The 25,544-nt window shown below is 70.1% G+C and carries 29 protein-coding genes; 12 read left to right on the plus strand and 17 right to left on the minus strand.

Features of this window, described 5'->3' with window-relative positions:
* Window positions 1-306: 306 nt before the first annotated feature.
* Genes JIN95_RS05160 through JIN95_RS05170 form a run of 3 tightly spaced genes read right to left on the minus strand, consistent with a single transcriptional unit; the run spans window position 307 to window position 3,674 of the window.
* The gene (locus tag JIN95_RS05160; RefSeq protein ID WP_200530714.1) at window positions 307-1,233 is read right to left on the minus strand and encodes an EamA family transporter; all 927 of its coding nucleotides are present in this window, start codon (window positions 1,231-1,233) and stop codon (window positions 307-309) included.
* Window positions 1,234-1,278: 45 nt separating this feature from the next.
* A complete protein-coding gene (locus tag JIN95_RS05165; protein ID WP_200530715.1) occupies window positions 1,279-2,325 on the minus strand; it encodes a polyprenyl synthetase family protein in 1,047 nt (348 codons plus the stop codon).
* A complete protein-coding gene (locus tag JIN95_RS05170) occupies window positions 2,322-3,674 on the minus strand; it encodes a ribonuclease J (protein WP_200530716.1) in 1,353 nt (450 codons plus the stop codon). The genes JIN95_RS05165 and JIN95_RS05170 overlap by 4 nt, the downstream gene beginning before the upstream one ends.
* Window positions 3,675-3,976: 302 nt before the next feature.
* Here JIN95_RS05170 and JIN95_RS05175 point away from each other — a divergent pair, with 302 nt between their 5' ends.
* The 3 genes from JIN95_RS05175 to JIN95_RS05185 all read left to right on the plus strand — a co-directional run bounded on the left by JIN95_RS05175 (window position 3,977) and on the right by JIN95_RS05185 (window position 5,586).
* Window positions 3,977-4,219, plus strand: a complete 243-nt coding sequence (locus tag JIN95_RS05175) for an LSM domain-containing protein (protein ID WP_095637839.1) — start codon at window positions 3,977-3,979, stop codon at window positions 4,217-4,219.
* Complete coding sequence (locus JIN95_RS05180) at window positions 4,216-4,392, plus strand: 50S ribosomal protein L37e (protein ID WP_095637840.1); 177 nt, start codon at window positions 4,216-4,218, stop codon at window positions 4,390-4,392. Before JIN95_RS05175 ends, JIN95_RS05180 begins: the two co-directional genes overlap by 4 nt.
* Before the next feature lie 162 nt (window positions 4,393-4,554).
* Window positions 4,555-5,586 (plus strand): LLM class flavin-dependent oxidoreductase, encoded by a 1,032-nt coding sequence (locus tag JIN95_RS05185; RefSeq protein WP_200530717.1) that lies wholly within the window; start codon window positions 4,555-4,557, stop codon window positions 5,584-5,586.
* Between the two features lie 115 nt (window positions 5,587-5,701).
* Here the strand turns inward: JIN95_RS05185 and JIN95_RS05190 are convergent, their stop codons facing one another.
* The 4 genes from JIN95_RS05190 to JIN95_RS05205 all read right to left on the minus strand — a co-directional run bounded on the left by JIN95_RS05190 (window position 5,702) and on the right by JIN95_RS05205 (window position 9,795).
* A complete protein-coding gene (locus tag JIN95_RS05190) occupies window positions 5,702-6,721 on the minus strand; it encodes a deoxyhypusine synthase (RefSeq protein WP_200530718.1) in 1,020 nt (339 codons plus the stop codon).
* Window positions 6,722-6,800: 79 nt separating this feature from the next.
* Entirely contained in the window at window positions 6,801-7,097 is a 297-nt protein-coding gene (locus JIN95_RS05195) for a ubiquitin-like small modifier protein 1 (RefSeq protein WP_200530719.1), read from the minus strand.
* Between the two features lie 23 nt (window positions 7,098-7,120).
* Complete coding sequence (locus JIN95_RS05200; protein WP_200530720.1) at window positions 7,121-8,539, minus strand: TrkA C-terminal domain-containing protein; 1,419 nt, start codon at window positions 8,537-8,539, stop codon at window positions 7,121-7,123.
* Window positions 8,536-9,795: a TrkA C-terminal domain-containing protein gene (locus JIN95_RS05205; RefSeq protein WP_200530721.1), complete on the minus strand. Its 1,260-nt coding sequence runs from the start codon at window positions 9,793-9,795 to the stop codon at window positions 8,536-8,538. Before JIN95_RS05205 ends, JIN95_RS05200 begins: the two co-directional genes overlap by 4 nt.
* 215 nt (window positions 9,796-10,010) lie before the next feature.
* Between JIN95_RS05205 and JIN95_RS05210 the strand changes: the two genes are divergently transcribed.
* Window positions 10,011-11,222 carry an NAD-binding protein gene (locus JIN95_RS05210; protein WP_200530722.1) on the plus strand — a complete coding sequence of 404 codons (1,212 nt, stop codon included), beginning with the start codon at window positions 10,011-10,013 and terminating at the stop codon, window positions 11,220-11,222.
* 237 nt (window positions 11,223-11,459) lie between these two features.
* Window positions 11,460-11,807, plus strand: coding sequence for a hypothetical protein (locus tag JIN95_RS05215; protein ID WP_200530723.1), 348 nt, complete (start codon window positions 11,460-11,462; stop codon window positions 11,805-11,807).
* 97 nt (window positions 11,808-11,904) lie between these two features.
* Here the strand turns inward: JIN95_RS05215 and JIN95_RS05220 are convergent, their stop codons facing one another.
* The 6 genes from JIN95_RS05220 to sdhC all read right to left on the minus strand — a co-directional run bounded on the left by JIN95_RS05220 (window position 11,905) and on the right by sdhC (window position 16,648).
* Window positions 11,905-12,540 carry a uracil-DNA glycosylase family protein gene (locus tag JIN95_RS05220; RefSeq protein ID WP_200530724.1) on the minus strand — a complete coding sequence of 212 codons (636 nt, stop codon included), beginning with the start codon at window positions 12,538-12,540 and terminating at the stop codon, window positions 11,905-11,907.
* An 81-nt stretch (window positions 12,541-12,621) separates the two neighbouring features.
* Window positions 12,622-12,849: a TrmB family transcriptional regulator gene (locus JIN95_RS05225; RefSeq protein ID WP_095637848.1), complete on the minus strand. Its 228-nt coding sequence runs from the start codon at window positions 12,847-12,849 to the stop codon at window positions 12,622-12,624.
* 221 nt (window positions 12,850-13,070) lie between these two features.
* Window positions 13,071-14,900, minus strand: a complete 1,830-nt coding sequence (locus tag JIN95_RS05230) for an FAD-binding protein (RefSeq protein WP_095637849.1) — start codon at window positions 14,898-14,900, stop codon at window positions 13,071-13,073.
* A 52-nt stretch (window positions 14,901-14,952) separates the two neighbouring features.
* On the minus strand, window positions 14,953-15,843 hold the full coding sequence (locus tag JIN95_RS05235; protein WP_095637850.1) for a succinate dehydrogenase/fumarate reductase iron-sulfur subunit: 891 nt from the start codon (window positions 15,841-15,843) through the stop codon (window positions 14,953-14,955).
* Between the two features lie 3 nt (window positions 15,844-15,846).
* Window positions 15,847-16,218 (minus strand): succinate dehydrogenase, encoded by a 372-nt coding sequence (locus tag JIN95_RS05240; RefSeq protein ID WP_095637851.1) that lies wholly within the window; start codon window positions 16,216-16,218, stop codon window positions 15,847-15,849.
* A gap of 1 nt (window position 16,219) precedes the next feature.
* The gene (gene sdhC / locus JIN95_RS05245; protein WP_095637852.1) at window positions 16,220-16,648 is read right to left on the minus strand and encodes a succinate dehydrogenase, cytochrome b556 subunit; all 429 of its coding nucleotides are present in this window, start codon (window positions 16,646-16,648) and stop codon (window positions 16,220-16,222) included.
* A gap of 154 nt (window positions 16,649-16,802) precedes the next feature.
* On the opposite strand from sdhC, the gene JIN95_RS05250 reads away from it, so the two are divergent.
* The 5 genes from JIN95_RS05250 to JIN95_RS05270 all read left to right on the plus strand — a co-directional run bounded on the left by JIN95_RS05250 (window position 16,803) and on the right by JIN95_RS05270 (window position 20,648).
* Window positions 16,803-16,997, plus strand: a complete 195-nt coding sequence (locus JIN95_RS05250; protein ID WP_004046659.1) for a cold-shock protein — start codon at window positions 16,803-16,805, stop codon at window positions 16,995-16,997.
* A gap of 135 nt (window positions 16,998-17,132) precedes the next feature.
* Window positions 17,133-17,981: a TetR/AcrR family transcriptional regulator gene (locus JIN95_RS05255; RefSeq protein ID WP_095637853.1), complete on the plus strand. Its 849-nt coding sequence runs from the start codon at window positions 17,133-17,135 to the stop codon at window positions 17,979-17,981.
* A 27-nt stretch (window positions 17,982-18,008) separates the two neighbouring features.
* A complete protein-coding gene (locus tag JIN95_RS05260; protein ID WP_200532105.1) occupies window positions 18,009-19,385 on the plus strand; it encodes an MFS transporter in 1,377 nt (458 codons plus the stop codon).
* Window positions 19,386-19,694: 309 nt separating this feature from the next.
* On the plus strand, window positions 19,695-20,171 hold the full coding sequence (locus JIN95_RS05265) for a 50S ribosomal protein L11 (protein ID WP_095637854.1): 477 nt from the start codon (window positions 19,695-19,697) through the stop codon (window positions 20,169-20,171).
* Between the two features lie 189 nt (window positions 20,172-20,360).
* Window positions 20,361-20,648 carry a transcriptional regulator gene (locus JIN95_RS05270; RefSeq protein ID WP_095637855.1) on the plus strand — a complete coding sequence of 96 codons (288 nt, stop codon included), beginning with the start codon at window positions 20,361-20,363 and terminating at the stop codon, window positions 20,646-20,648.
* 30 nt (window positions 20,649-20,678) lie between these two features.
* Here the strand turns inward: JIN95_RS05270 and JIN95_RS05275 are convergent, their stop codons facing one another.
* Complete coding sequence (locus tag JIN95_RS05275) at window positions 20,679-21,131, minus strand: universal stress protein (RefSeq protein WP_095637856.1); 453 nt, start codon at window positions 21,129-21,131, stop codon at window positions 20,679-20,681.
* 148 nt (window positions 21,132-21,279) lie between these two features.
* A complete protein-coding gene (locus tag JIN95_RS05280; protein WP_095637857.1) occupies window positions 21,280-23,160 on the minus strand; it encodes an ATP-binding protein in 1,881 nt (626 codons plus the stop codon).
* Between the two features lie 102 nt (window positions 23,161-23,262).
* Here JIN95_RS05280 and JIN95_RS05285 point away from each other — a divergent pair, with 102 nt between their 5' ends.
* Window positions 23,263-23,598, plus strand: coding sequence for a hypothetical protein (locus tag JIN95_RS05285; protein ID WP_095637858.1), 336 nt, complete (start codon window positions 23,263-23,265; stop codon window positions 23,596-23,598).
* 117 nt (window positions 23,599-23,715) lie between these two features.
* Entirely contained in the window at window positions 23,716-24,423 is a 708-nt protein-coding gene (locus JIN95_RS05290) for a DUF2270 domain-containing protein (RefSeq protein WP_095637859.1), read from the plus strand.
* Between the two features lie 25 nt (window positions 24,424-24,448).
* Here the strand turns inward: JIN95_RS05290 and JIN95_RS05295 are convergent, their stop codons facing one another.
* On the minus strand, window positions 24,449-24,655 hold the full coding sequence (locus JIN95_RS05295; RefSeq protein WP_095637860.1) for a hypothetical protein: 207 nt from the start codon (window positions 24,653-24,655) through the stop codon (window positions 24,449-24,451).
* 49 nt (window positions 24,656-24,704) lie between these two features.
* Window positions 24,705-25,454 carry a helix-turn-helix domain-containing protein gene (locus JIN95_RS05300; protein ID WP_095637861.1) on the minus strand — a complete coding sequence of 250 codons (750 nt, stop codon included), beginning with the start codon at window positions 25,452-25,454 and terminating at the stop codon, window positions 24,705-24,707.
* Between the last annotated feature and the right edge of the window lie 90 nt (window positions 25,455-25,544).

The raw sequence follows: 25,544 nt of genomic DNA on the forward strand, positions 1-25,544 counted from the left end.
TGCCCGAGGGACTCCGTCCCTCGCTGGAGTCGGTCGCCAGGAGCGACGCGGAGGGCGACCGACGAGGCTGGGGAGGTGTGAGGTGCTGTGCGGTTGTGGGTGGGACTCGCGGTTGGGGCTTTGGAGCCCTTCACCGGAGCGTTGTCGATCACTTATAAACAGCCGACAGCACCACCACAATCCGATTTATAAACAACCGATAAACCGTAGTGATTCAGGTACTCCCGCCGTCGATCGGGGTGTGCGCTTCGGCGGGCGGTCGAGTCGACGAGGGGAGTTCAAACGGGCGAGACTCGACGCGTGTTTTTAAAACAACCCGCCGACCCGCGAGAGGAGCCGCGGGACCTCCTCGGCGATCGCGTGTCGCTTCAGCAGCGCGAACCCGACGACGATGACGGCGAAGCCGGCGACCGTCAGCGGGGTCACGGGTTCCGCGAGGAGCACCGCCCCGGCGACGGTCGCGACCACGGGCACGACGTAGGAGACGAGGTTGATCTCGAACGCGCCCAGCCGGTCGAGCAGCGTGAAGTAGATGGTGTACGCGACCGCCGAGGACAACACGCCGAGGAACAGCAGCGCGCCGACCGCCGGGAGCTCGGCCGACGGGAGCTGTTGGCTCTCGCCCACTCCGAGGCTGAGACCGTGGATGAGCAGGGCGCCGAACAGCATCGCCCAGCCGGTGAGCGCGATGCTGGAGAAGCTCGTCTCCACGGTCCGGAGGCCGACGCTGCCGACCGCGACCGCGAGCACGCCGACCGAGATGAGCCCGACGCCGATCGTGACGCCCCCGGCCAGGTTCGCGGGATCGGGCTGGGCGACGAGCCCGACGCCGACGAACGCGAGCACCACGCCGAGCGCGCCGCGCGCGTCGAGGTCCGAGCCGCCGATCCAGAGGGCCGCGACCGCGGCGGTCGCGATGGGAACGAGGCTGTAGGTGATCGAGGCGATGCCGCTCGTCGTGTACTGCTGGCCGACGAACAGAAGCGAGTTGTTGGCGGCGACGGAGAGCCCGCCGCTGAACCCGATCGCGGCCAGATCGCCGCGGGTCCGGGGAAGCGGGCCGCTCTCGGTCAGGAGGACGTACGAGACCAACGCCAGCGCCGCCACGTCGAACCGGTAGGCGGCGTACAGCACCGGCGGGTAGTAGTCGAGGCCGACCTCGATAGCGACGAAGGAGCCGCCCCACAGCGTCGCGAGCGCGAAGAACAGGACGACGTCTCGGTACCGGGACACGAGCGGAGCAACGGGGAGCCGAGATAAAGCGGTGTCCGTTTCGGCTCAGTAGCCGCGGACGATCAGGTAATCCGCGAGGTCGGCCAACAGCTCGCGGGACCCGCTCTCGGGCAGGATCTCGAGGTGTTCCTTCGACCGCTCCGTGAGGTCCTCGGCCGTGTCCCGGGCGTACGCGATCGAGCCGACCTCTTCGAGGGCCGCCACCGCGTCGTCGATGGCCTCCTCGGTCACCTCGGCGGGCGTGTCGGCGTCGACCAGCCCGTCCACGTCGACGCCCTGCTGGCGGGCGTGGAGGGTGATCAGCGTCTCCTTCCCCTCGACGAGGTCGGAGCCGCGCTGCTTGCCCAGGTCCTCGGAGGGGACCGTCAGGTCGAGCACGTCGTCCTGGATCTGGAACGCCCGCCCCGAGTCGATCCCGTACTGGTAGAGGGCGTCGACGACCTCCTCGTCGGCGCCGAGGAGGAGGGCCGGGGTCGCGGCCGAGGCGCCGTAGAGGACGGCGGTCTTCAGCTCGACCATCTCCAAGTACTCCTCCGGGAGGATGTCGTCGCGGCTCTCGAAGGCGACGTCGAGCGCCTGTCCCTCGCAGATCTCCGTGCAGGTGGACGCGAGCATCCGCATCGCCTCCAGCCCGTTTTGGGGGTCCGCGCCCGTCTCCGTCATGAACTCGAACGCCTTCGAGTAGAGGGTGTCGCCGGCGAGGATGGCGGTCGAGGTGTCGTACTGCTCGTGGACGGCCGGGACGCCCCGCCGCAGGTCGTCCTCGTCCATGATGTCGTCGTGGATCAGCGTGAACGACTGGATCACCTCGATCGCGACCGCGGCGCGCATCACGTCGACGGTGTTGCCGTCGAGGGCCGCGAACTCGCGGAAGTCGGCGCCGAGCGGGTCGGTGCCGGTCACCGCCTCCGCGGCCAGCGTCGCCACCGTCGGCCGGAGCCGCTTGCCGCCCGCTTCGAGGATGTATCGGGTCGCCTCGTAAAGCCGCTCCGGCTCCTGTATCGGCAGCTCCTCGTCGATAGCGGCGTTGACGAGGTCACGCCGCTCGCGGATGGCTTCCAGCACCCGCGCCTCCTTCGTCTCGCTCGTCATTCGACGAGCTGGATGACGCTCCCGTTCTGCGTGACGTGCACGTCACGGCCGAGCTTGTACCCCTGCGACTTCGCGAGGTCGACGTACGGCGAGCGCCCCTTCAGCGTCTGGTGGCCGGGAATGAGGTGCTGGGGCTGGAGCGCCTGCAGCATCTCGTAGTGGCCCTCCTCGCGGAGGTGGCCGGAGACGTGGATGTCGTCGTAGAGGCGCGCGCCCTGCATCCGGAGGAGCTGTTCGGACTGGTACCGCTGCCCCTCGTTGGTCGGCTCCGGAATGACGCTCGCGCTGAAGACGACCTTGTCGCCGTCGTCGATTTCGTACGGGGTCTCGCCGCGGCCCATGCGGGTCAACATTGCGCGCGGCTCGCCCTGGTGGCCCGTCACGATGGGGAGGAAGTTCCCCTTCCCCTCCTTCATGATCCGCTTGAACGCGCGGTCGACCGACTTCCGGTGGCCGTACATGCCGACGTCGCCCTGGAAGTCGACGAAGTCGAGCCGCTCCGCGGTGCCCGAGTACTTCTCCATCGAGCGACCCAGCAGGACCGGCTGCCGGCCGATCTCGCGGGCGTACTCGACGAGCGTCTTCACGCGGGCGATGTGGGAGGAGAACGTCGTGGCGATGATCCCGCCCGAGTAGTCCTCCATCGATTTGAGCGTGTCCTCGACGTGCTTCTTCGCGTACGCCTCGGAGGGCGTCCGGCCCTTCTTGCCGGCGTTCGTACAGTCCTCGATGTACGCGAGGACGCCCTCGTCCTGCCGCCCGATCTCGCGGAAGCGGTCCATGTCGATCGGGTCGCCGATGACGGGCGAGTGGTCCAGTCGCTTGTCGAGGCCGTAGACGATCGCGCCCTCGGGCGTGTGGAGGACCGGGTTGATCGCGTCGATGATCGAGTGGGTGACGTTGACGAACTCCATCTCGACCTGCTCGGAGTCGCCGATGGCCATCGTGCCGCCCGCCTTCATCTTCACGAGGTCGTTGTCGACCTGGAACTTCCCCTCGTCGTCGATCTGCTGTTTGACCAGCTCGATCGTGTACGGCGAGCCCACGATGGGCGCGTCGTACCGGTGGGCGAGCTTCGGGATGCCCGCGATGTGGTCGAGGTGACCGTGAGTGGGGACGATCGCCTGCACGTCGCCCTCCAGCTCGCTCATGACGCGGTCGTCCGGGATCGCGCCCATGTCGATCAGGTCGAGGCTGTGCATGCTCTCGGTCTCCACGTTGTCGTGGATGAGGACCTTACTGAGGTTCAGGCCCATGTCGAAGATGACGATGTCGTCGCCCGCTCTGACCGCCGTCATCTGTCGACCGACCTCTTCGTAACCGCCGAGTGTCGCAATTTCGATTTCCATGGTTTGTGGGTTCGAACGCCGTGGTGGCGTCCATCACTGAAACCCCGCAAGGAGCCGTCAGCGCTACGTTGATCCGCGCGTCGTTGAGGCCCCGCTACGGCCGAGCCGACGTCGACTCACCGTGTCCCGCGGGAGTGTGGTACCCGGAGGTACAGCAGCCCGTCTTAAAAACACCCGGGTTCGAGCGCGCCGTTTGCGGCCCGCCGGCGACGGCCGTCGATCGCGGGCGTCTCGCGGCGAGAGCCGGACGAGCCCCCGGCGTCCCGGTATTTTTATTAGTGCGACGGGCGGCGATACGGACAATGAGTGGACGACCCCTCGACGTACTCGAAGCGTCGCTCGAGGAGCCGGTGACGGTTCACCTGAAGGACGGGACGACCTACTACGGCATCCTCGCCGGCTACGACCAGCACATGAACGTCGTCATCGAGCCGGAGTCCGACGTGGACGACCGCGTCGACGACGACCTCGACGGCGAGTTCGCGGTCGCGATCGAAGACACAACGATTATACGCGGCGATAACGTCGTCACCATCAAAGCATGACCGGCTCCGGAACGCCCTCACAGGGGAAGAAGAACAAGACGGTTCACGTGAAGTGCCGCCGCTGCGGCGAGAAATCCTACCACGTCAAGAAGGAGCGCTGCTCCTCGTGCGGCTTCGGCGACTCCGCCTCCCGCCGCGACTACGCCTGGCAGTCGAAGAACGGCGACAACTGACGACCGCGCTCTCTCTTTCGACGCTTTCGTTTCCCAGCTCTCCAGCCGCTGCGCCGGACCGTCGGGTCGACGCGCCCGGTCGATCGGCGAGCGCGGCTTCCGATCCCCCGACGCGACCGCCGGGAGCCCAACCGTTACCCCTCGGGCTCGCCGACGGCGGACATGGACCTCTCGATCGTCGACCTCTCGCCGGTCCCCGCGGGCGGGACCGCGGCCGACGCGTACGCGAACACGGTATCCGCCGCGGAGCAGGCCGAGCGGCTGGGATACTCGCGGTTCTGGGTCGCCGAACACCACGGCATGGGCGATCACCTCGCCGGGACGACCCCGGAGGTGCTGCTCGGCCGGCTCGCGGGCGCGACCGAGGAGATCCGGATCGGCTCCGGCGCCGTCCTGCTCAACCACTACAGCCCGTACAAGGTCGCGGAGGCGTTCGGGACGCTCGACGGGCTCGCGCCGGGACGGATCGACGCCGGCCTCGGCCGAGCGAACGGGTCGCCGGCCTCGGACCGGGCGCTCGGCACGGACCGCCGCGTCGAGGACCCCGACGAGGACCACGAGGAGCGCATCCGCGCGGTCGTGAACCACCTATACGACGCCTTCCCCGACGACCACCCGTACGGCGATCTGACGGTCCCGCGCTCGGGGGCGGCCCCGCCGGTCCCGTGGGTGCTCGGTTCCAGCCCGTCGAGCGCGGCGATCGCCGGGAAGCTCGGCGCCCGGTTCTGCTTCGCGGCGTTCATCCGACCGGGACTCGCCGAGCGCGCCTTCGAGACCTACCGCGAGCGATTCGAGCCCACGGGGCTCGGCGGCGGGCCCGAGGAGCCGCACGGGATGGTCGCGGTCAACGCGGTCGCCGCCGAGACGGACGCGGCCGCGGCGCGCCGCCGCGCGCCCGCGGAGGCGACCTTCAAGCGGATGCGACGGGGCGAGGTCGGGTCGATCCCCTCGGTCGAGGAGTCGATCGCGGAGCTCGGGAGCGTCCCCGACCCGACGCCCGCGACCCTCGACGCCGACGAGTGGCCGCGAGCGATCTCGGGGAGCCCGGAGACGATCGACGGCCTGCTCGAACAGCTCGCGGACCGGGTCGGCGCCGACGAGGTGATGATCCAGCACGCGGTGCCCGACCACGGGGACGCGCTGGAATCGCACGCGCTGTTGGCGGAGGCGGTCGGGACCGAGTCGCGGGCGTGACCGCGGCAGGGGGTGAGACTCCCGGCGGCACGACTGCGTCCGGCCGTTCGGCGGTCCGTCGTCGCCCGGGCCGCCACCCTCGTCGCCCTTCTCCTACCCGTCGCGATTCGGACTGCTACTCCACGCGCTCGCGGGCGGCGGCGACGAGCATCGGCAGCATGACGGTCGCGTCGCCGTAGACCGAGGCGTTGCGCGCGTCCTTCTCCAGTTTCCCCCACGAGCGCGCCTCCTCGAGGGTCGCGCCCGAGAGCCCGCCGGTCGCCTCCGGGTCCATCGTGATTTGGACCGCGTAGTCGTACGCGCGCGGCGTGACGAGCATCGTCTGGAGCGTGAAGTTCTTCGGGACGCCGCCGCCGACGAGCAGGCAGCCGGCGTCGTCGGCGTCGAACGCGAGGTCGGTCAACTCCGTCATGTCGGCGAGGGCGTCCAGCGTGAAGTCGGCGGTCTGGGCGTACATCCACGCCTGCAACCCGAGCACGGAGTCCTGCACCGCGGGGCAGTAGACCGGCACGTCGCACTCATAGGCCGCGGCGGCGACGCCGGGGTCCTCGGCCACGTCGTCGCGCTCGTTGACCGCGGCGTTGGCGCGGCCGAGTTCGTGTGTCAGGTCCGCGATGGAGACCGCGTCTCCTCCCTCCAGCTCCGGGAACACCTCCTCGCGAAGGTGGCCCTCGAAGGCGGCGAAGTGCTCCTGCGGGAGGTAGACGTTGTAGATGCGGTCGACGCCCTCGTCGCGGAGCCCCTCGTCGTGCTCGCGGGGGGTCTTCTCCGGGTCGTGGGTCCGCCCGTGGTGGTGTTTCCCCCCGATCGCCTCGATGGCGTCGTGGGTGAGGTTCGCCCCCGTCGTCACCAGGGCGTCGACGTAACCGTCGCGGATGAGGTCGGAGACGATCCGGCGCATCCCCGCTGGCACCATCGCGCCCGCCAGCGAGAGGAACACGGTGCAGTCGTCGTTCGCGAACATCTCCGCGAGCACGTCGCCCGCCTCGTTGACGGACGCCGCGCCGATCCCCGCGTCGCCGTACCCCTCGACCAGCTGTCCGACCGTCATGTCGCCGGTCGCGCGGGTGTGTCCGACCGGATCCTCGTGGAACTCCTCGCGCCCCTCGCGCGCTTCGTCGTCGCTGTCGCTCATGCCGAGAGGTGCGGCGCGCGACCGTTTGAAACGACCGATCCGTCGGCCGTGCTACCGGCGGGTCACTCTACCGGTCACCCTACCGGCCGGCTCCCGCGCCGCCCGCGCCCCCGCTCACCGGCGGGAACAGCGCCAGTTCGTCGCCCGCTTCGAGCGTCGCGTCCATCCCGCCGCCCTGGCGGACGTTCTTCCCGTTCCGGAGGACGTTGATGTGGTCGGCGACCTCGCCGTCGTCGAGCACCCGGTCGCGGAGGTCCGGGTGGGCCGCCAACAGCGCGTCGAGCGCTTCGTCGACCGTGTCTCCCGGTTCCGCCGCCACGTCGATCTCGCGTCCGCCGGCGATCTCCGCGAGGTCGGCGAACAGCTTCCACTCCATACGCGGATCCCCGCGCGGGCGGCTCAAGAGCGTTGCGCCCGGTCGGCGTCGTCGGGGGCGTCGGGGGCGTCGGTCCCGTCTGTCCCGTCGGTGTCCGAGACGTCGGTCCCGTCGCCCTCGGAGGTTCCGTCCCCGTCGCCGCCGGCCGGATCGTCGCCCTCGCCGCTAACACCGCCTCCGTCGTCCCGGTCCTCTCCCTCGCTCCCGTCCGCAGCCGCCGCGGCGGCCGCCTCGAACCGACGGAGCGCGTCCGGCCGGCCGACGAGGTACACCAGGTCCCCCGGCGCGAACGCGTGCGACCGCGCGGGGATCGGCTGGACCGATCCGCCGTCGGGACGGACCGCGGCGACGACGACCCCCACGTCGCCGACGGTCGTCCCGACGAGCTCGCTCCCGGCCGCGACCGTGACGGTGGCCATCGTCTCGTCGACGCGGCGCAGGAGCGAGGCGAACTCCCGGTCGGCCTGCGGCTCCGCCGGCAGCGTGACGAGGCGGTAGCCGGACTCGTCGGTCAGCTGCTCGGCGTCCGACTCGTCGAGCGCGACGGTCGCCGCGTCGCCGGCGACGCCTCGGAGCTCGCCGGTGGCGACGCGTTTCGGCTCGGGCTCCGCCCGCCACACCTGCACCGCGTCGCCCGCGGTGGCGTTGTTCGGCGGGTCGGCGGCGATCGCGACCGCGGCCGAGCCCGGCGCCAGCGTCGGGCCGAGCCCGGCGGCCCGGGAGCCGACCGCGAAGTACTCGACGGTCCCGTCCTCGGTCACGTCCACGTCGACGTAGCCGACCGCGTACTCCTCTTTCACGCGGGTGACGAGCCGCTCTCGGAGCTCCTCGGGCGAGAGCTTCCGCGCGAACAGCAGCGTCTTCTCGGCCAGCTCCGCCTTCTTCTCCGCCGAGACCGGGTCGTACGTCTCCATGTCCTCGATGTCTTCCGCCGCCGGGAGCGTGACCGCCGTGAACCGCCCGATCGCCCGGACGATCCCGCTCAGCTCTCCCTCGAGCTGTCGCGCCCCCGAGAGCGCGAACACGTCGACCGCGAGCCGGTCGCCGGCGTACCGGCCGACCGGCGCGGTGACCGCCGTGACGCCGATGGCGACGATGTTGAAGAACGCGCTCTCCGGGTCGAGCAGCCCCGGGCTCTCGCCGGCGGCGACCGCCCCGAGCGACGTCGTGTTGAGATACAGCGCGACGACGGACACGCCGAGCAGCACCGTGACGCCCTCGGGGATCTCGTCGCGGAAGTACCAGCGGTACGCGAGCGCGGCCCCCCCGGCCACGACGACCGAGAGGAGCGCGAACGAGAGGAGCGTCGCCGCCGCCTGTCGGGGCCGGGAGAACCCGACTCCCACCGGGGTTTCGCCGACGAGGCTCGCTCCGATCCCGACCGCATCTCCGAGGGGGAGGCCCCCTCCGGCGACGACCGCCTCCGCGAGCGGTCCGATCATTTCGCCGCCTCCGCGAACCGGTCGAGCGCGTCTCGGTTCCCGACGACGAAGAGGTCGTCGCCGGCCGACAGCGCCTGCGACCCGCTCGGCGCGACGGTCCACGACTCGTGTCGGGCCGCGAGGACGGCGACGCCGTACCGTTCGCGGACCCCGACCTCCCCGATCGTGTGCCCGTCGAGGGGGCCGCCCGCGACGACGGTCACACGGCGGAAGCGCTTCCCCGCGCGCCGCAGCAGCGTCGTCAGCTCGTACTCGCGCCGGGTGCCGCGGGAGAGGACCAGCACCCGCCCCCGGTCGACGCCCAGCAGCGCGCTGGCGTCCGCCCGGTCGACGGCCAGCGTCACCCGCCCCTCGCCGCCGGTCGTCGTCGGGGCGGGCGCGGGCAGCGGGGCCTCGCCGCCGTCCGTTCGCGCGTCGGGGTCGGCGTCCGGATCGTCTCCCGGCGACGGCGCGGCGCTCGCGGGCCGCTTCTCGCTCGGCGCCTTCACCTCGCCGCTCGACCGCGCGGCGATGACCGTCCCGTCCACGGTGCGGTCGGGCGTGATCACCCGAACGAGGTCCCCGCGGGCGATCCCGGTGGGGACGAGCGCCGACACCGACACCGCGCGCTTGCCCGACCCGACCCGCTTCGAGAGCCCGCCGATCGGCGGCGCGGCCGCCACCGTCGCGCGCGCCTTCTCGTCGATCCGGACCGCCGCGTCGGCGAGGTCGTACTCGGTCAGCAGCCGTTCCGTGAACCGGTTCTCGAGCTCGCGGAGCGGGAGGTCCGCGGGGAACGTCCACTCTCCCTCGGCGATCGCGGTCCGCGTCTCCGCGGGCAGCGGCGGGTACCCCTCCATGTCGCTCACCTCTCCGGCAACCTCGACGCCCACCCGGCCGCGACCGCCGACGAGTTCGACCACGTCGGCCGAGAGCGTCCGGTCGCGCAGCTGTCGTATCGAGATCCGCTTCGGGACGCTCGCGCCCAGCTTGTCGCCCTGCGCGTGCGCGTACAGCGACAGCATGAGGACGACGATGATCGCCGTGAGCAGGGCCGGGGCCCGCTCGGACGACCGGATCGTCTGGTCGTTGAGCGCCATCAACCCCCCGTTGACGCCCGCGATCGCGAGCGCGAGGACGACGACCCCGAGCCCGGGGATCGTCACGTCGGTGACGTACTTGAAGAGGAAGCCGAGGACCCCCGCCACCAACGCGGGAACGATCCCCGTGACGATACCGAGGTAGACCCCGAAGACGATCTCGACCGGCAGTGACATACGCCCCCAAACCGGCGGCGGGGTTAAACCTGTGTCGGCGGCGGGCGCGCGGGCAGCGAGGGCGTGGACGACGGGAGTACGGATCCGGCGACGGGGCGTGGACGACGGGAGTACGGATCCGGCGACGGGGCGTGGACGACGGGAGTGCGGGCTCGGCGCGTCCCGCGACCGACCTCGCTCGCGGGGTTTAAGTCGTCCGTCGGCGACGAACGCCCATGGAGCTGACCCGCGACTGGGTGACCGTGCGGGCGTCGATCGCCCTGACGTTCGCGGTCGCGATCCTGTCGATCCTCGCCGGGCTCGCGCAGATCGGCGGCCTCGGCGTCTCGGGGCCCCTCGCTCCGCACGTCCCCGACGTGGTCCGACAGACGGTCGGATTCACGGGGACGATCACCGGCTTCGCGATGCTCGGGAGCGGCTTCGCGCTGCGGAACGGCTACCGCGTCGGGTGGTACTCGACCGCCGTGCTGCTCCCGCTGACCGCGGTCCAAGGGCTGATGCAGGCGTCCGTCCTCTCGTTCCCGCTGGTGGCGCTATCGGTGCTGTCGATGCCGGCGCTCGCCTACAACCGCGGGCGGTTCGACCGGGATTTCAGGCCCTCTCCCACGCAGCTCGCCGCGAGCGCGGCGCTCGGGACCGCGATCGCCTACGGGACCGTGGGCACGTACGCGCTCCGCGAGCAGTTCAACGGGGTCGAAACGATCGTCGACGCGTTCTACTTCACCGTCGTCACCGCCTCGACGGTCGGATACGGTGACATTTACCCGACGAGCGGCGCCGCGTCCGACATCGCCCAGCTGTTCGTGCTCTCCTCGCTCGTGATGAACGTCGCCGCGTTCGCGGTGGCGCTCGGCGTCCTCCTGACGCCGGCCATCGAGGCGCAGCTCTCCAAGGCGCTTGGAAGAATGACCGACAGACAGATCGACCTCCTCGACGACCACGTCCTCGTGTTAGGCTACGGGGACCTGACGGAACCGATACTCGAAGAACTCGCCGCCCGCGACGGGACGGAGTACGCCGTGATCACGACCGACGAGTCCGCGGCCAGACGGCTCGGCGAGCGCGACGTCCCGGTGTTCACCGCGGACCCGAGCGACGTCGAGCCGCTGGAGCGCGGTCACGTCGACCGGGCCCGCGCGGTCGTCGCCGCCACCAACGACGACGCCCGGGACGCGCTCGCGATCCTCACGGCGCGACAGCTCAACCCCGACGTGCGGATCGTCGCCGCCGCGACCCAGCGGGAGAACATCGACAAGCTCCGCCGCGCCGGGGCGGACCAGGTGATCTCCCCCTCGACGCTCGGCGGCCACATCCTCATCGACTGCGCGTTCGGCGCCGACAGCGACGACGCGACGGCCGACCTCCTCGGTGACGCCGCGTTCGACGGCGAGGTAGACCCCACCGGGACCGACGACCGGCCGAGCTAGACGCGAGGCGGCAAGCCGGGTCGGGCCGGGACGGCGGGGCGAATTGGGGGAGAGACGGCGGGGCGAATTAGGGAGAGACGGCGGGGCGAATTAGGGAGAGACGGCGGAGCGAGTCGGGCCGATCCATCGATGCGATCCGGTCTCGACACGTTCCGTCCCGAGGAGAACACAGCCGAATATAGCCGTCAATAGGGCTCTCAAGCGGGTTTTTTGTGGACCACGTCCGATCTCGATCACATGCCACGAGCCGTCCTCCTCAGGTGTCCGGTCTGTGACGCGGTGCGCGCCCTCGTCGGGGACCGATCCGACTGGCCGCGCGGCGACCTGTACGCGACGGTCGAGTCGCACGTCCGCGACCACTCGACCGACGAGACCAAGACCGCGATCCGGAAACACCGCGCCGTCGCGGAGTCGACGGAGCTCGTCGTCTCTCGAACGCAGCTCGACCGGCTGCCGACGGAACGGTGGCGGGACCGCGAGGCCGCGACGCTCCCGGAGTGCCTTCCGGCGGACGCGATGCCGCCGGCCGCGGCGGAGTCCCCGTCCGCGGAGACGACGGGGCCCCGCTCGCGTGTCGAGGACTGACCGCGCGCCGCCGGATCGGACGCGCGGCGACGCGTGGCGCGCCGAGTCGGTGACGCCGCGCCGCGACGGCGACGCCTCCGAGTAGACCGCGGTCCCGCTACCGGCTCTGCCGTCCCTTCGTCTGTCGGTAGTCCCGGCTCAGCACGTTCTCGCGCATGTGCTCGCGGAACGCGTCGGCGTCGGCGTCGGTCATCTCGGCCGGGTCCTTCATCGGGACCAGCTCGAAGCCTCGCCCGCGGATCGTCGTCGCGTGCTCGGCGTCGACGTCGAAGGAGTCTGGCCGCCGCGTCGTGTACTCGATCGCGAGCTCGCGGAGCGGTCGCTCGCCGACGGGCACGATGATCTGGGGGTTGATCATCCGGATCTCCGCGTTGAGGAACGGCTCGCAGGTCTCGACCTCCCGGTCGGTCGGCTCGCGCTCGGGGTGCCGACACCGGGTCAGGTTGGTGAAGAAGACGTTCTGTACGTCGGGCTCCGTCGCGTCCGGTGCCGACCGGACGAACCCGAGGTCGGCGAAGATCGACTGCACCCGCTCGCCCGCGCCCGCGCCGGTGAAGGGGATCCTGTTGGCCTCTGCGGCCCCGCTCGGCCGCGTGCCGACGACGAGGAACTCGCCGCCCACGTCGCCGTAGCCGTGAACGACGCGGTCGCGGGAGCCGCACAGCTCGGAACAGTTCTCGCAGTCGGCGTCCATCCCGAACGGGTTCCGGAGCTTGCTCTGGTTCGCGTCCACGGGCTCACTGCGTCCCGGGGGCTGGTAAACGCTCCGCCGGCCGGAGCGGCGGGGGCGAAAGCGGAGAGAACGAGCGTCCCGTCAGTTCAGCGTGTAGGTGTCGCCGTCGCAGTCGACCATGCCCTCCTTCCGAAGGGTCTTCAGAATGCTGTACAGCGAGAGCTTCTTCATGCCGAGCGAGTCGCCCATCTCCGAGACGGTCGCGTCGCCCTTCGTCGTCAGGTACAGGTACACGAGCTTCGCGCGGGGAGACTGCAGCTCCGGCGGCAGGGCCGGCGCCGCGGTGCGTGCGGTCTGCGTCTCTAACATCTTGTCCGATCCGTTGCGTTCGACGATAATAAACCCCCTATTCAACGATCGTCGAAACGGCTCGGACAACGGATAGGGAGTCGAACACGCCGAAAACGCGGGAGGCTGCGATCGTTACGGTCGGTACCGACCGCGTCGTGACCCTCGATCGCGGCCGAGTTTCGACCGACGACGGATACGAAACCGTGAACGATCCGGATCGATCGTTGTCGACTCCGCGTTCAGTACGACCGGTTCTTCGGCTCGTACGTCTTGTTCTCGCCTTCGAGGATCGTCGGCTTGTACCAGAGTTCGGGCTCGCCGTCGTTCCACGAGACGAGCGTGTGTTTCAGCCAGTTCTCGTCTTTCCGCTCCTGGTGTTCCTTCCGCCAGTGGGCGCCGCGGAACTCCTCGCGGGCGAGCGCGCCCATCGTGAGCGCCTCGGCGATGTCGAGGATGTTCCGTGTCTCCATCGTGTGGATCAGGTCGGTGTTGAACGTCCGAGACGGGTCCGACACCGCGACGTCCTTGTACGCCTCCCGCGCCTCGCGGAGGTCGCCCAGCGTCTCCTCGAGCCGGCCCTCCTCGCGGAACACGTTGACGTTCGCGGTCATCGTCTCCTGGACCTTCGACCGGATCTCGGCGTGGTTGCGGCCCTCCCGCGAGAGCAGCTCCTCGACGCGGGCCTTGGCGCGCTCGACCTCGGCCTCGAGCACGCCGTCGGGGTCCGTCGCCACGGCGCCGCCGTCGGCCGCGGCGGGGCCCTGTCCGCCGGTCTCGCCGACCTCGACCTCGAACTCGTAGTCCGCGGGCTCCCAGTCGCCCTCCTTGCCGGTCGTGACCTCGGCCTCGCCCATCTCCTCGCCGGCGGCGTGACGCCCGGCGCGCTTGCCGAAGACGATGAGCTCGGGCAGGGCGTTGCCGCCGAGGCGGTTCGCGCCGTGGACCGACGCGCAGGCACACTCGCCGGCCGCGTAGAGGCCGCCGATGGCGGTCTCGCCGAACTCGTTGGTCTCGATGCCGCCCATCGCGTAGTGCTGGCCGGGCTTGACGGGCATCGGCTCCGTGAGTCCGTCGGCGCCCTCGAAGTCCTCCGCCAGGTGGAGGATGTTCTCCAGCCGGTCGAGGATGCGCTCCTCGCCTAAGTGCCGCATGTCGAGGTGGACGTACTCGTCCTCGATGCCGCGGCCCTCGTTGACCTCGGTCAGCTCGGCGCGCGAGACCACGTCGCGGGAGGCGAGCTCGCCGTCGTTGTTCGCGTAGCCGTGCTCGAACATGAACCGCTCGCCGTCCTCGTTGTAGAGGATTCCGCCCTCGCCGCGGACCCCCTCGGAGATGAGGACGCCCGTCGACGGCAGCGTCGTCGGGTGGAACTGGATGAACTCCATGTCCTCCATCGGAACGCCGGCGCGGTACGCCATCGCGACGCCGTCGCCGGTGTTCGCGACCGCGTTCGTGGTGTGATCGAACACCTGTCCCATCCCGCCGGTCGCGAGGATGACGCCGTTATCGGCGCGGAAGCCGCTGATCTCGCCGCTCTGGATGTCGTAGGCGACGACGCCGTGGCAGGTCCGGTCGGCCGGGTCCTCCTCGTCCGTGACGGCCAGCTCCATCACGTGCCACTCGTCGTACACCGTGATCCCGCGTTTGACCACCTGCTCGTACATCGTGTGGAGCATCTGGTGGCCGGTCTCCGCGCCGGCGTACGTGGTCCGGGGGAACGAGAGGCCGCCGAACGGCCGCTGGGAGACGCGCCCGTCCTCCTCGCGGGAGAACGGCATCCCCCAGTGTTCGAGCTGGATGACCTCCTCCGGGCTCTCCTGACAGAGTGCCTCGACCGCCGGGGCGTCCCCGAGGTAGTCGGACCCCTTCATCGTGTCGTAGGCGTGGTCCTCCCAGGAGTCGGCGTCGCGTAGCGCCGCGTTGATCCCGCCCTCGGCCGCGCCCGTGTGCGAGCGGACCGGGTGGAGCTTCGAGACGATGGCCACGTCGGCCCCCGCTTCCTGTGCCGCGATCGCCGCCCGGAGTCCCGCCCCTCCGGCGCCGACAACGATAACGTCGTGTTCGTGCATTGTTGTATGGTATTCCGTTAGGTTTGGAGTCCCTTGAGCGTGTCTACCGCGCTCACCAGAACTTCAGGTTGTTCTTGACGGCCTCGCGTTTCAGCTCCTGGATGTGCTCGGTGAGGGGGATGTCCTTCGGGCACACCTCGGTACAGGAGAACTGGGTCTGGCACCGCCAGACGCCGTGCTCCTGTTCGATGATCTCCAGCCGCTTCTGTTTGATGTCCTCGCCCTCGCGCTCGTCCATGGCGAACCGGTACGCCTTGTTGATCGCGGCGGGACCGAGGTACTCGTTGTCGCCGGCGGCGATGTTACACGAGGACATACACGCGCTACACCAGATACACCGGGTCGACATCTTGATCTTCTCGCGGTTCTCCCGCGTCTGGCGCTGCTCTTCTAACTCGCCGTCGGGGTACTCGTTCGTCTGGAAGTACGGCTCGACGGCCTCCATCTGGTCGTAGAAGTGCTCCATGTCGACGACGAGGTCCTTCCGGACCTCGGCGTGCGGGAGCGGTTCGACCCGGATCGGCTCTTCGAGCTCTGAGATCTGGGTCTTACACGCCAGCTTCTGGCCGCCGTTGACGAACATCGCGTCCGAGCCGCAGACCGCCTGCCGGCAGGAGTGCCGGAACGTGAGCGAGGAGTCGTACGTGTCCCGCGAGTACATCAGCGCGTCGAGGACGGTCATCCCCTTCGTGAACGGGACGTGGAACGTGTCGAACCGGGGCTCCTGTTTCCCCTCGACCTCGGGATCGTACCGGAACACCTTCAGCTCGACCGTCTCCTCGTCGGCGGCGGCCTTTTCGGCCTCCTCGGCCTGTCGGCGGGCGCGCTCCTCGGCGGCCCGCCGTCGCTTCTCGTCTCGACGCTCGTCGCCCTTCGAGGGCGCGTCCGCCTCGGCGTCGGTCTCGCTCGATTCCTCGGTCTGTGTCGGTGTCTGCGTACTCATAGTTCAGAGTGGGAAGCCGCCCGCCCACGCGTTCGCCGTCCGAATCCCCTGGAACAGCAGCACGACGCTCGCCGCCACGAGCGTCCACTTGACGACCGTGCGTTTGGTGCCAGTCAGCCCCTGGTTGATGAGGGCGTTGTACACGCCGTTGACCCCGTGGAACGTCGCGGTCACGAGGAACAGCACCATCAGCGAGTAGTAGCTCAGCTGCTCCATCCGCGCCGAGCTCGCCGCGAGCGTGACCTCGTCGGCGTGGTGGACGAAGTGGAGCAGGAAGAAGTGGAACGCCAGCACGACCAGCAGGAACGCCGCCGTGACGCGCTGGAGCAGCCACATCCGACCGCCGGACTTGAACGAGGAGTAGCGTTCCGCCATCTCAGAACGCCCCCGCGATGAAGGTCGGAACGGACGCGACGGTGATCGCTCCGGTCAGGATCAGCGACGCGTAGAAGCTCTTGTCCTGTGCCTCCAGCCCGATTCCGAGGTCGACGAGGAGGAGTCGGGTGCCGTTGAGCATGTGGAAGACGGCGACCGCGAGCAGGCCGACCTCCAGGATGCGCACTAAGAGCAGCCCTTCGAGGCTGACGATCGTCCCCGTGAACACGTCCGTCTCCGACCCCTGGAACATCATCGTCGCGCCGTTGGCCGCCGGGATCGCTGTACTCAACACGGCGATGTGCGTGAACAGGTAGCCGATCAGCACCCACCCCGTGAACTTATGGAAGATCCAGGCCCACATCCCCGCCTCGAACTCCCGCCAGCGGCTGAAGTCCTCGATGAGGCCTCGATTGTACGACTGACTCATACCTACCGGTTCCAACCGGGGTCGTATAGTAGTTACTAACACGGCGGGATCGACCCCGACGGACTCCCCTCCCGCGTCCGCGTATGAGCCTCTTTGGCACGGCCGTCTCGCTCGCGGAAGCCTTTTATGTTCCCCTCCCGCCAGTACGGTTGCAATGGCGAAAGGCGAAGTTGACTTCTTCAACGACACTGGCGGCTACGGATTTATCGAGACTGACGACGCGGACGAGGACGTGTTCTTCCACATGGAGGACGTCGGCGGCCCGGACCTGGAGGAAGGTCAGGAAGTCGAGTTCGACATCGAGGAAGCGGACAAGGGTCCGCGCGCGACGAACGTCACCCGCCTGTAACTCCGGCGACGACGTTCAGGGTTGTATCGGCTTTTCGACTGTTCTACACCGCTGAGACGCGTCTCTATCCGGCGTAGCGGCCGATCGTTCCCCGACCGATAGGGATTTACTGATCGCTGACTGACCGGTCAGTCAATGAGCGACCAGCCGAGCGCGGCCGACGAGATCATGGACGGGGTCTACCGCGCGCTCCGCGCCCACGGCTACGCCGACCTGACGATGCAGGACATCGCGGACGAGTGCTCGAAGAGCAAGTCGCTGCTCCACTACCACTACGACACGAAGGAGGACCTCCTCGTCGCCTTCCTCGACCGCGTCATTACCGACTCGGAGCGACGCATCGCGGCCCACGCCGACGACCCGCCCGCGGAGCGGCTCGCGGGATTCATCGGCTGGTTCGTCTTCGAGCCCGAGGCGGTCGACCGCGAGGCGTTCCACATCGCGCTCCTCGAACTCCGGACGCAGGGCCCGTTCAACGAACCGATTCGCGAACAGCTCGTCCGGAGCGACCGGCTGCTCCGCGGCACCGTCGTCGACATCCTCGAATCCGGCATCGAGGAGGGGGTGTTCCGCGACGTCGACGTCGAGGAGACCGCGGCGCTGCTCGTCGCGACCCTCGACGGAGCGCGGACGCGACAGATCACGCTGAGTCGAGGCGCGACGGCCGCCGACGGCGACGAGGCGGAGGGGGAGAGCGCGGCGGCGGAGCGGTCGGACGGGTCGGACGGGTCGGACGATTCGGACGACTCGGACGGTTCGGATGAAGACGGATCTGCGGACGAAGGTTCCGGTCACGCTCCGAGCGATGGCACGGCGGGGGTCAGCGACACCGCCGACCGGCCCGAGCCGGCGTACACGCGTGCGGTCGCGGAGGCGGCCCTCCGGCGGATCGTCGAGCCGCTGCTCGCGGCGGGGGCGGAGCTGCCGTCGCTCGAGGACGGGATCGCCGCGATGGCGCCCGTCGACGAGGACGAGCGGGAATGACCGGCGGGCCGGCACGGGGTGACTGACGTGGGACTGTTCGGGATCGACCGCCCGCCGACCGTGCTGCTCGCGGTGATCGCCAGCACCTTCTTCGTCGGCTTCGGCGGCGGGGTCGTCTTCCCGATCCTTCCGAACCTCGGCGCGGTCCTCGGGATCTCGGCGTTCATGGTCGGCGTGATCCTCTCCGCGAACCGCTGGGTGCGGCTCGTCGCGAACGCGCCGGCCGGCGCCCTCGTCGACCGGTACGGGACGCGCAAACCGTTCGTCGCCGGGCTGTTCGTCGAGGGGGTCGCCACCCTCGGCTACGTCGTCGCGCTCGCGATGCCGCCCGCCGAGTCGCTCCGCCCGCTCGCGGCGTCGCTGCCGACGGTGGCGGCCGGTCCGCTCGCCGTCGGGCCGGAGGGGTGGTTCACCGCGATCGCGGCCGTCGTCGCGCCCGAGACGTGGTTCCTGCTCGCGCGGGTCCTCTGGGGGCTCGGCTCCGCCGCGGTGTTCGCGACCGCGTACACCATCGCCGCCGACCTTTCGGACGGGGGCTCGCGCGGGACGAACATGGGGATCGTCCGCGGCGGGATCACGATGGGGTTCCCGGCCGGCCTCGTGCTCGGCGGGGTCGTCTCCGCGCTCGCGAGCAACGTCGCGGCGTTCGTCGTCGCCGCCGCGTTCGCGCTCACCGCCAGCGTCGTCGCCTACCGTTTCGTCCCGGAGACGCACGTCACGGGCGACCGGTCGGGGGACTCGATCAAGCCATGGGACGTGGACACCGCGGTCCCGGCCGTGACGGTCGGGCTGGTCAACTTCGGGCTGATGTTCGCGTACATCGGCGCGCTGTTCTCCACGCTCGTGTTATTCCTCGGCGAGAACGACATCTCGCTGTTCGGTCTCGCCCCGCAGGGGACTTCCGGGCTGTTCATGGCCGGCACGGTCCTCTCCGCCGCGGTCTTCATGTTCGTCGGCGGGCGGATCTCGGACACCCGCGACTCCAGAACGCCGATTCTGCTGACGTTCCTCGCGGTCTCGTTCGTCGGGTTCCTGCTGCTCGCCCGGGCCGGATCGGTGGTCTCGCTCGGACTCGCCTGCGCCTTCATCGGCGCCGGGCAGGGCGGGACGAGCGGCCCGATGATGGCCCTGCTCGCGGACCTCACGCCCGACGAGCGGATGGGCCGGGCCTCGGGGACGAACAACGTCCTCGGCGACGTGGGCGGCGGCCTCGGCCCGATGGTGTCGCTGCCCCTGATCGAGGCGGTGGGGTTCGCGCCGATCTACGCCGCCTGCGCGGTCCTCCCGCTCGCCGCGGGCGGCGTGCTCCTCCTGGGCGTCCGGCGCGAGACGGGGACGTTCCTCCCCGGACGCACTGCGGGGGAGGCGGGACCGGACAAGGGGTCGGTCCCCGCGGATTCCTGAACCGACCGCTGGGCGCGGCTCCGAGCGCCCTGATAAGGGCGCGAGGAGCCAGCGAGGGAGTTGCGAGCAGAGAGGCGCCGGAGGTCACTCATGCAGCCGGCGCGCAGCGCCGGCGACGAAGCGAGCGACGAGGTTGGGGCTTCGAAGATGGTCAGCGACGAAAGGCGCTTATAAGCGATCGCCGTCCCCGATTCATCCCCTCGAACGCCGTAACGGCCGCCCCGAGGCCGATATCGGAAGTGTGCGAACCGCTGGCTCCCGCTACTCGAAAGAACAACCGTTAAAAGTCGCCGCCGGGTTCGTACGGATATGGCTGGAACTATCGAAGCGCTCGTCCCCGGCGGGCAGGCCAACCCCGGCCCGCCGCTCGGTCCCGAGCTCGGACCGACGCCGGTGGACGTCCAGGACGTCGTGTCGCAGATCAACGAGGAGACCGCCGCGTTCGACGGCATGGAAGTGCCCGTCACCATCGAGTACGAGGACGACGGCTCCTTCACGATCGAGGTCGGCGTCCCGCCGACGGCCGAACTGATCAAAGACGAGGCCGGCTTCGAGACCGGCTCCGGCGAGCCCCAGAAGGACTTCGTCGCGGACATGTCGATCGAACAGGTGAAGAAGGTCGCCGAGCAGAAGTCGACCGACCTGCTCTCGTACGACGTGAAAAACGCCGCCAAGGAGGTCGGCGGCACCTGCGCCTCCCTCGGCGTCACCATCGAGGGCGAGGACGCCCGGACGTTCGACGACCGCGTCGACGCCGGCGACTACGACGACGTCCTCGAAGCGTAACGACGCGTTCCGAGGCGTTCCGCCGCAGCTTCGCCGCGGTCTCGCCGTGGCGATTTTTCCGGCGTCGTTTTCTCCCGCACCGCTGCGCGATGCGCGCAGCGGTGCGGTTCCGCGGACCCGACGGCCGTCGACCCCACCGCCTTCATCGACCCCACCGCCTTTTTACCCGCGACGCGCCGAGTCGCGGGCATGCCCGATCTCCATCCCGTCGCGAAGCGGATCCACAACGTCCAACCGCGACCCGTCCGACTCACCCTCGACGACGGCGAGACGGGCGTCTACGAGTTCTCCTCGACGGAGTTCTTCCAGCGGGAGTTCCGCGGGGAGGGCGTCCGCACCGACGCGGACGGCGACGCCGAGTTCCGGCTGATCACCTCCGAGGACCACGAGTCCGTGCTGCTCGGGCGGTCCGGTCCCGACGAGGAGGGGTGGACGGTCGTCGGAGAGGTGGTCGAAGCGGAGCGCGCGGTGGTGTGAGCGCGGACCGCGGCGAGTCCGCCGATCGCCTCACCGAACGACGGTGACGGGGACCTCGGCGCGGCGCACCACGCCCTCGGCGACGCTCCCGAGCAGGACCCGAGAGAGGCCGGTCCGACCCCGACTCGCCAGCACGACGTGGTCGAACGGGTCGGCAGAGCCCTCCGACTCGCCGACCGGCTTCTCGCCGCCCGCCACGCCGAGGATCGTCGCCGTCGGCCGCCCGACCTCCAGCCGCGTCTCCACGTCGCGGTCGACCGTCGACGTCGCCTCGCTCAGGATCCGATCGCCGCGCTGTTTGGCGCTCTCGTACCACTGGTCGGCGGCGCCGGGGAACCCGCCCTCCGCGCCGGTCGCCGAGTCCGCGGGGTTGATCACGTGGAGCGCCGTCAGCTCGGCGTCGGGCCACTCCGACGCCGCGAACTGCAGCGCTTCGGTCGCCTCCGTCGATCCGTCGACCGCGACGAGGATCCGTTTGGCCATGTGCGCGCTTCGCTCGCTCGGTGTAAAAAGGGCGGCGGCGGCTCCGGCGCGGCGGTAACGCGGGCCGGGACCGCTCCGTCGAACGGATCGTTCCGCCGAGCGGATCGCTCTGCCGAGCGGACCGCTCTGCGGAATCGGAGCGCGCCGATCAGTCCCCGTGCCGCGTCACGCACTCCGAGAGCCCGATCAGCTCCACCGGCTCGGAGTTGTCGGGGGAGTAGACGACCATCTGTCCCTTCTCCATGTACGGCACCTTCCCGGCGAGGTTGGCGGGGATGTTGACGCTGGAGATCGCGTCCTCGTCGCCGAGGTTCAAGACGATCTTGGTGTTCACCTGCTTGAACACCGACTCGGCCACGTCCTGCGGGTCCTGCGTGATGAGGAACAGGCCGAGACGCTCCTTGCGGCCCTGCTTGGCGGCCTCCGTGAACTTCTGGACGACCTTCCGCGCCTGTACGGTGTCGGCGTCGGCGAGGAAGTTGTGGGCCTCGTCCATCCCGATCAGGAGGGGTGTCTCCTCGATCCGGTCGCTGTCGGGGTCGTTCGAGAGCTTGTCGTCGACGAGCAGCCCTGCGACCGCGAGCACGACGATCTCCTTCTGCCGCGAGGTCGGCAGGTGGTAGGTCGGCACCACGGAGAGCCCGCCGGGCCGGACGAGGGTGTGGTCCAGCTCGGTGATCGGCTTCGCGTCCTGGTCGAAGACGCCGCCGGGGACGCCGCGGACGCGGCGCTTGACGGCGTCGAACGTCGCCTCGTGGACGCGGCCGCTCTCGTCAAGCTCCTCTTTGAGCGCCGGGTCGTCGAGGTACGAGAGGAACTGGCTGTAGGTGCCCGAGTCCCCGTAGTCGCGGAAGAAGCGGTTGAGAAGCGTCAGCAGGGCGGGGTACTGGTTCTCGTTGAGCCCGGAGCCGGCGACGAGCCACGGCATGTCCCGCGCCAGCGAGAAGGGGATCGTGAACTCCACGCGCTCCGCGCGGTGGCCCTCGCCCGGGTACGTCGCGTCCGCGACCCGCGGCACCAAGGCGACGGTGTCGTCGTGGCCGCCGTGGGCGATCCCCTCGCGGTCGAGCCGCCGGGCGAAGTCGGCGTCGAGGTCGGGGTTGTCGTCGTGCATCTGCGCGTACTCGTCCTGCGGGTCGAACTGGACGACCGCCATCCGCGACTCCCGCCCGTCGCCGGTCGGGTAGGTCCGGTCCGCATCGAGGTACTGCCGGAGGACGTTCTTGGAGGCGTGGGTCTTCCCCGACCCGGTCCCGCCGGCGACGAGGGTGTGCCGGAACGCGAGGGGGTCGCCGTCGGCGTAGTCGTCCTTCACCCGGTAGTCGACGGTGGGGGGTTCGGCCGCCGTCCGCACCTTCTCACCGCCCACGGAGAGGTGGCCGAGGAAGACGCCGTCCTCGGGGATCTTCAGCCCGGTCTTGATCTCGGCGTCGTCGGAGGCCTCCTCGACGACCGCGCCGGGCTTCGGCACCCGGTCGGTCATCCGGCGCTTCATGTCGTCGCCGGACCCGTACACGACCGACATCGGCTCCAGCTCGGCCATGAACTTGTAGTCGCGCTCGGCGAAGTCGTCGCGGCGCATCTGCCGGCGGGCGTGGATCTCGGTGGCGTCGTCGGACCGGAACTCCTGTGCGTACTCCAGCCCGGTGATCCGACAGAACAGGCGCTCGCCGTCCGGGTACGGGATGAGGAGGTACTTCCCGAGCCGGACCGCCTCGCGGTTCCCTGTCGTGACGAACGCCTTCAGCGTCGTCTCCTCGGCCTCCTCGGCGACCCGGAGCCCCTGCGAGACGGAGACGACGCCGAGCCCCGCGTCCTCGCCGGTCGGCTCCGCGTCGTACGCTGCGAACTCGTCGGTGTCGTCGCCTCCGGCGGTCGCGCCGTCGCCGTCGGTTGCGCCGCCGTCATCGACCGCTTCGCCGCTCTCTCCATCGGCACCACCGGATCCGGCGCTCGCGGGGTCGACATCGGCGCTTCCGCCGCCGTCGCCCTCCCTGTCGCCGAACTCGGTGAAGTCCTCCAGCGTCATGCCGGACCCACCGCCTCCGACGCCGAAAGCGTTTCCCCCTCGCCGTCCGGGTCGGCGGCGACGCCGCGGGCCCCTTTTGAGTCTCCGGCCCGTACCGGTGACATGATACTCGTTCGCGGCAGCGGCGGGGGCACGGAGCTCACCGGCACGGTGTTCGAGCGCGGTGAGGATCCCCCCGCGTACAAGGGCGCGCCCGACGAGGACGCCCCGTACGTCTGGGTGTGCGACGCCTTCTACGAGGTCGAGAGCGGCGGGTCCGCCCTCCTCGTCGACGGCGAGGAGATCCGCGTCGCCTTCGAGGAGCCGATGCCCCGCGGGTTCGACACCCGCGAGCAGGCCCTGACCGCGGCGAAAGAGCACGTCCGGACCCAGTTCGCCAGGATCGGTGTCGATCCCGACGCCGTCGAGGTCGAGGTGACGAAGGAGGACCCGGCCTGAGCGCGTCCGCTGCGGACCCGCCACCGCTGCGCCGTTCCCCTCACGTGCACCCGCGGTCTGGCCGGTCCGTACCCGTCCCACGCCGGGATTTACCACCTCGGGGACGGTAAGAGGCGTATGACCGACTCGTCCGGGGACTTCGATCCCGAGTCGCGCGAGGAGCGCGAGGTCGCCGCGGAGGCCGCGGGAGACCGGTCCGAGCTGCTCTCGCTCATGGGACACACCTACCGGGGAGAGCTCGGACGGGCGGCCTCGTGGCGGACCCGGATCGACCGGACGACCAACTGGGCGGTGGTGCTGACGGCGTCGCTGCTCACGTGGACGTTCTCGAACGAGTCGCGCCCGCACTACGTGCTGCTCATCGGGCTCGTGATGCTCGCCGTCTTCCTCGGCATCGAGGCCCGGCGGTACCGCATGTACGACGTGTGGCGCTCGCGCGTCCGGCTCTTAGAGGAGAACGTGTTCGCGAACGCGCTCGACCCCGAGGGCGTCGAACAGTCGAACTGGCGGGAGCTCCTGAGCGCCGACCTCCGCGACCCGACGATCAAGACGCCCGCCGCCGAGGCGGTCTCGCGGCGTCTCCGGCGCGTGTACGCGCCGCTTCTCAGCGTGCTCATCGCGGCGTGGGTCGTGCGGCTCACGGTGTTCACCCAGCCGGAGAGCGGCGTCGTCGCCACCGCGTCCGTCGGCGCGGTTCCGGGCTGGATGGTGCTGGCGGGCGTCGCCTGTTTCTACGTCGCCGTGCTCGGGCTCACGTTCCGGAAGCGCCCGCGGCAGGCGAAGGGAGAGCTGGGGTCGACCGACCGCTCCGACGAGTGGAAGTAACCGGGGATCCGTCGACGGCGCGCGCTCAGCCCGAGCCGTCGGCCTCCTCGTCGCCCGCGCCGTACACCCCGAGCGGGAGCCCGTCGACGCGGTCGGGGTCGCCGTCGAGCCCCTCGTAGGCGTCGTCGATGAGCCGGGCCAGCTGGGTCTCGGGGCTCACGCCGCGGGCGGCCGCGAGCGCCGCGAGCCGCTCGTACTGCTCGTCCGGCACCGACACAGTTCCCTCGTCCATACGCGCCGGTCCGACCCGAACGCACAAAAGTATTGTTCGGATCGCGACCCTACCGGGACGCCTCGGACCGATCGTCGCCGTTCCGCCGGGTCCCGCGTCCCCCGGGCAACCCCCACTCCTCGAACCGGTCGAACAGGGCGTTCATCACCGCCCCCTCCGCCCGCGAGAGGTGTTCCCACACCGTCGTCGACCCGAGGCCGAGCTCCGCCGCAACGTCCTCGACGCCGACCCCGCCGCCGTGGTCGTAGTACCCCGTCGCGATGGCGGTCGCGAGCACCTCGCGCTGCCTGTCGGTGAGGCCGTCGAGGATGCCCGCGGCGGGCAGCTTGGGCGAGCGGTCGAGCGTCGAGAGCTCGACGTTGCGGGCGAGCTCGACGTCGTTTCCCCCGCGTTCGACCCCGCGGATCAGCGCCGAGAGGTCGGCGTCGGCGTCGAGGTACACCGTCCAGCGCTCGATCCCGCCGGAGATCGTCGTCCCCATCCGGTAGTGGACGCCGAGGGCCGCGAGCCGCTCGCCGATCCCCTCCCAGCCGTCGGTGTCGACGGTGAGCGCGACGTACGCGTGACCGCCGGCGACCGGCGAGATCGGCTCCGCGGCCACCACGGGATCTGCGCGCCGGAACTCGGTCAGGAACGACTCGATCTCGTCGGTCGGGCCGCGCAGCTCCACGATCCGCTTTCGCTCCCCGCCCGTGCCGGTCATCGAGGAGACCGATCGGAGCGTCACCTCCGGGTGTCGGGCGCTCACCTCGGACTCGGGCCCTCCGTGGTGGCGGACCCGCAGCGTCACTTCGCGCATGCGCGACTCCAGAACGCCGGCGTTGAAACGGCTTCCGAACGCCGGCGTTGAAACGGGCTCCGAGGGGACGCGGCCGGCGGGCGGAAAACG

The organism is Halorubrum sp. LN27 (assembly GCF_016635065.1).
GTDB classification, from domain to species: Archaea; Halobacteriota; Halobacteria; order Halobacteriales; family Haloferacaceae; genus Halorubrum; species Halorubrum salipaludis.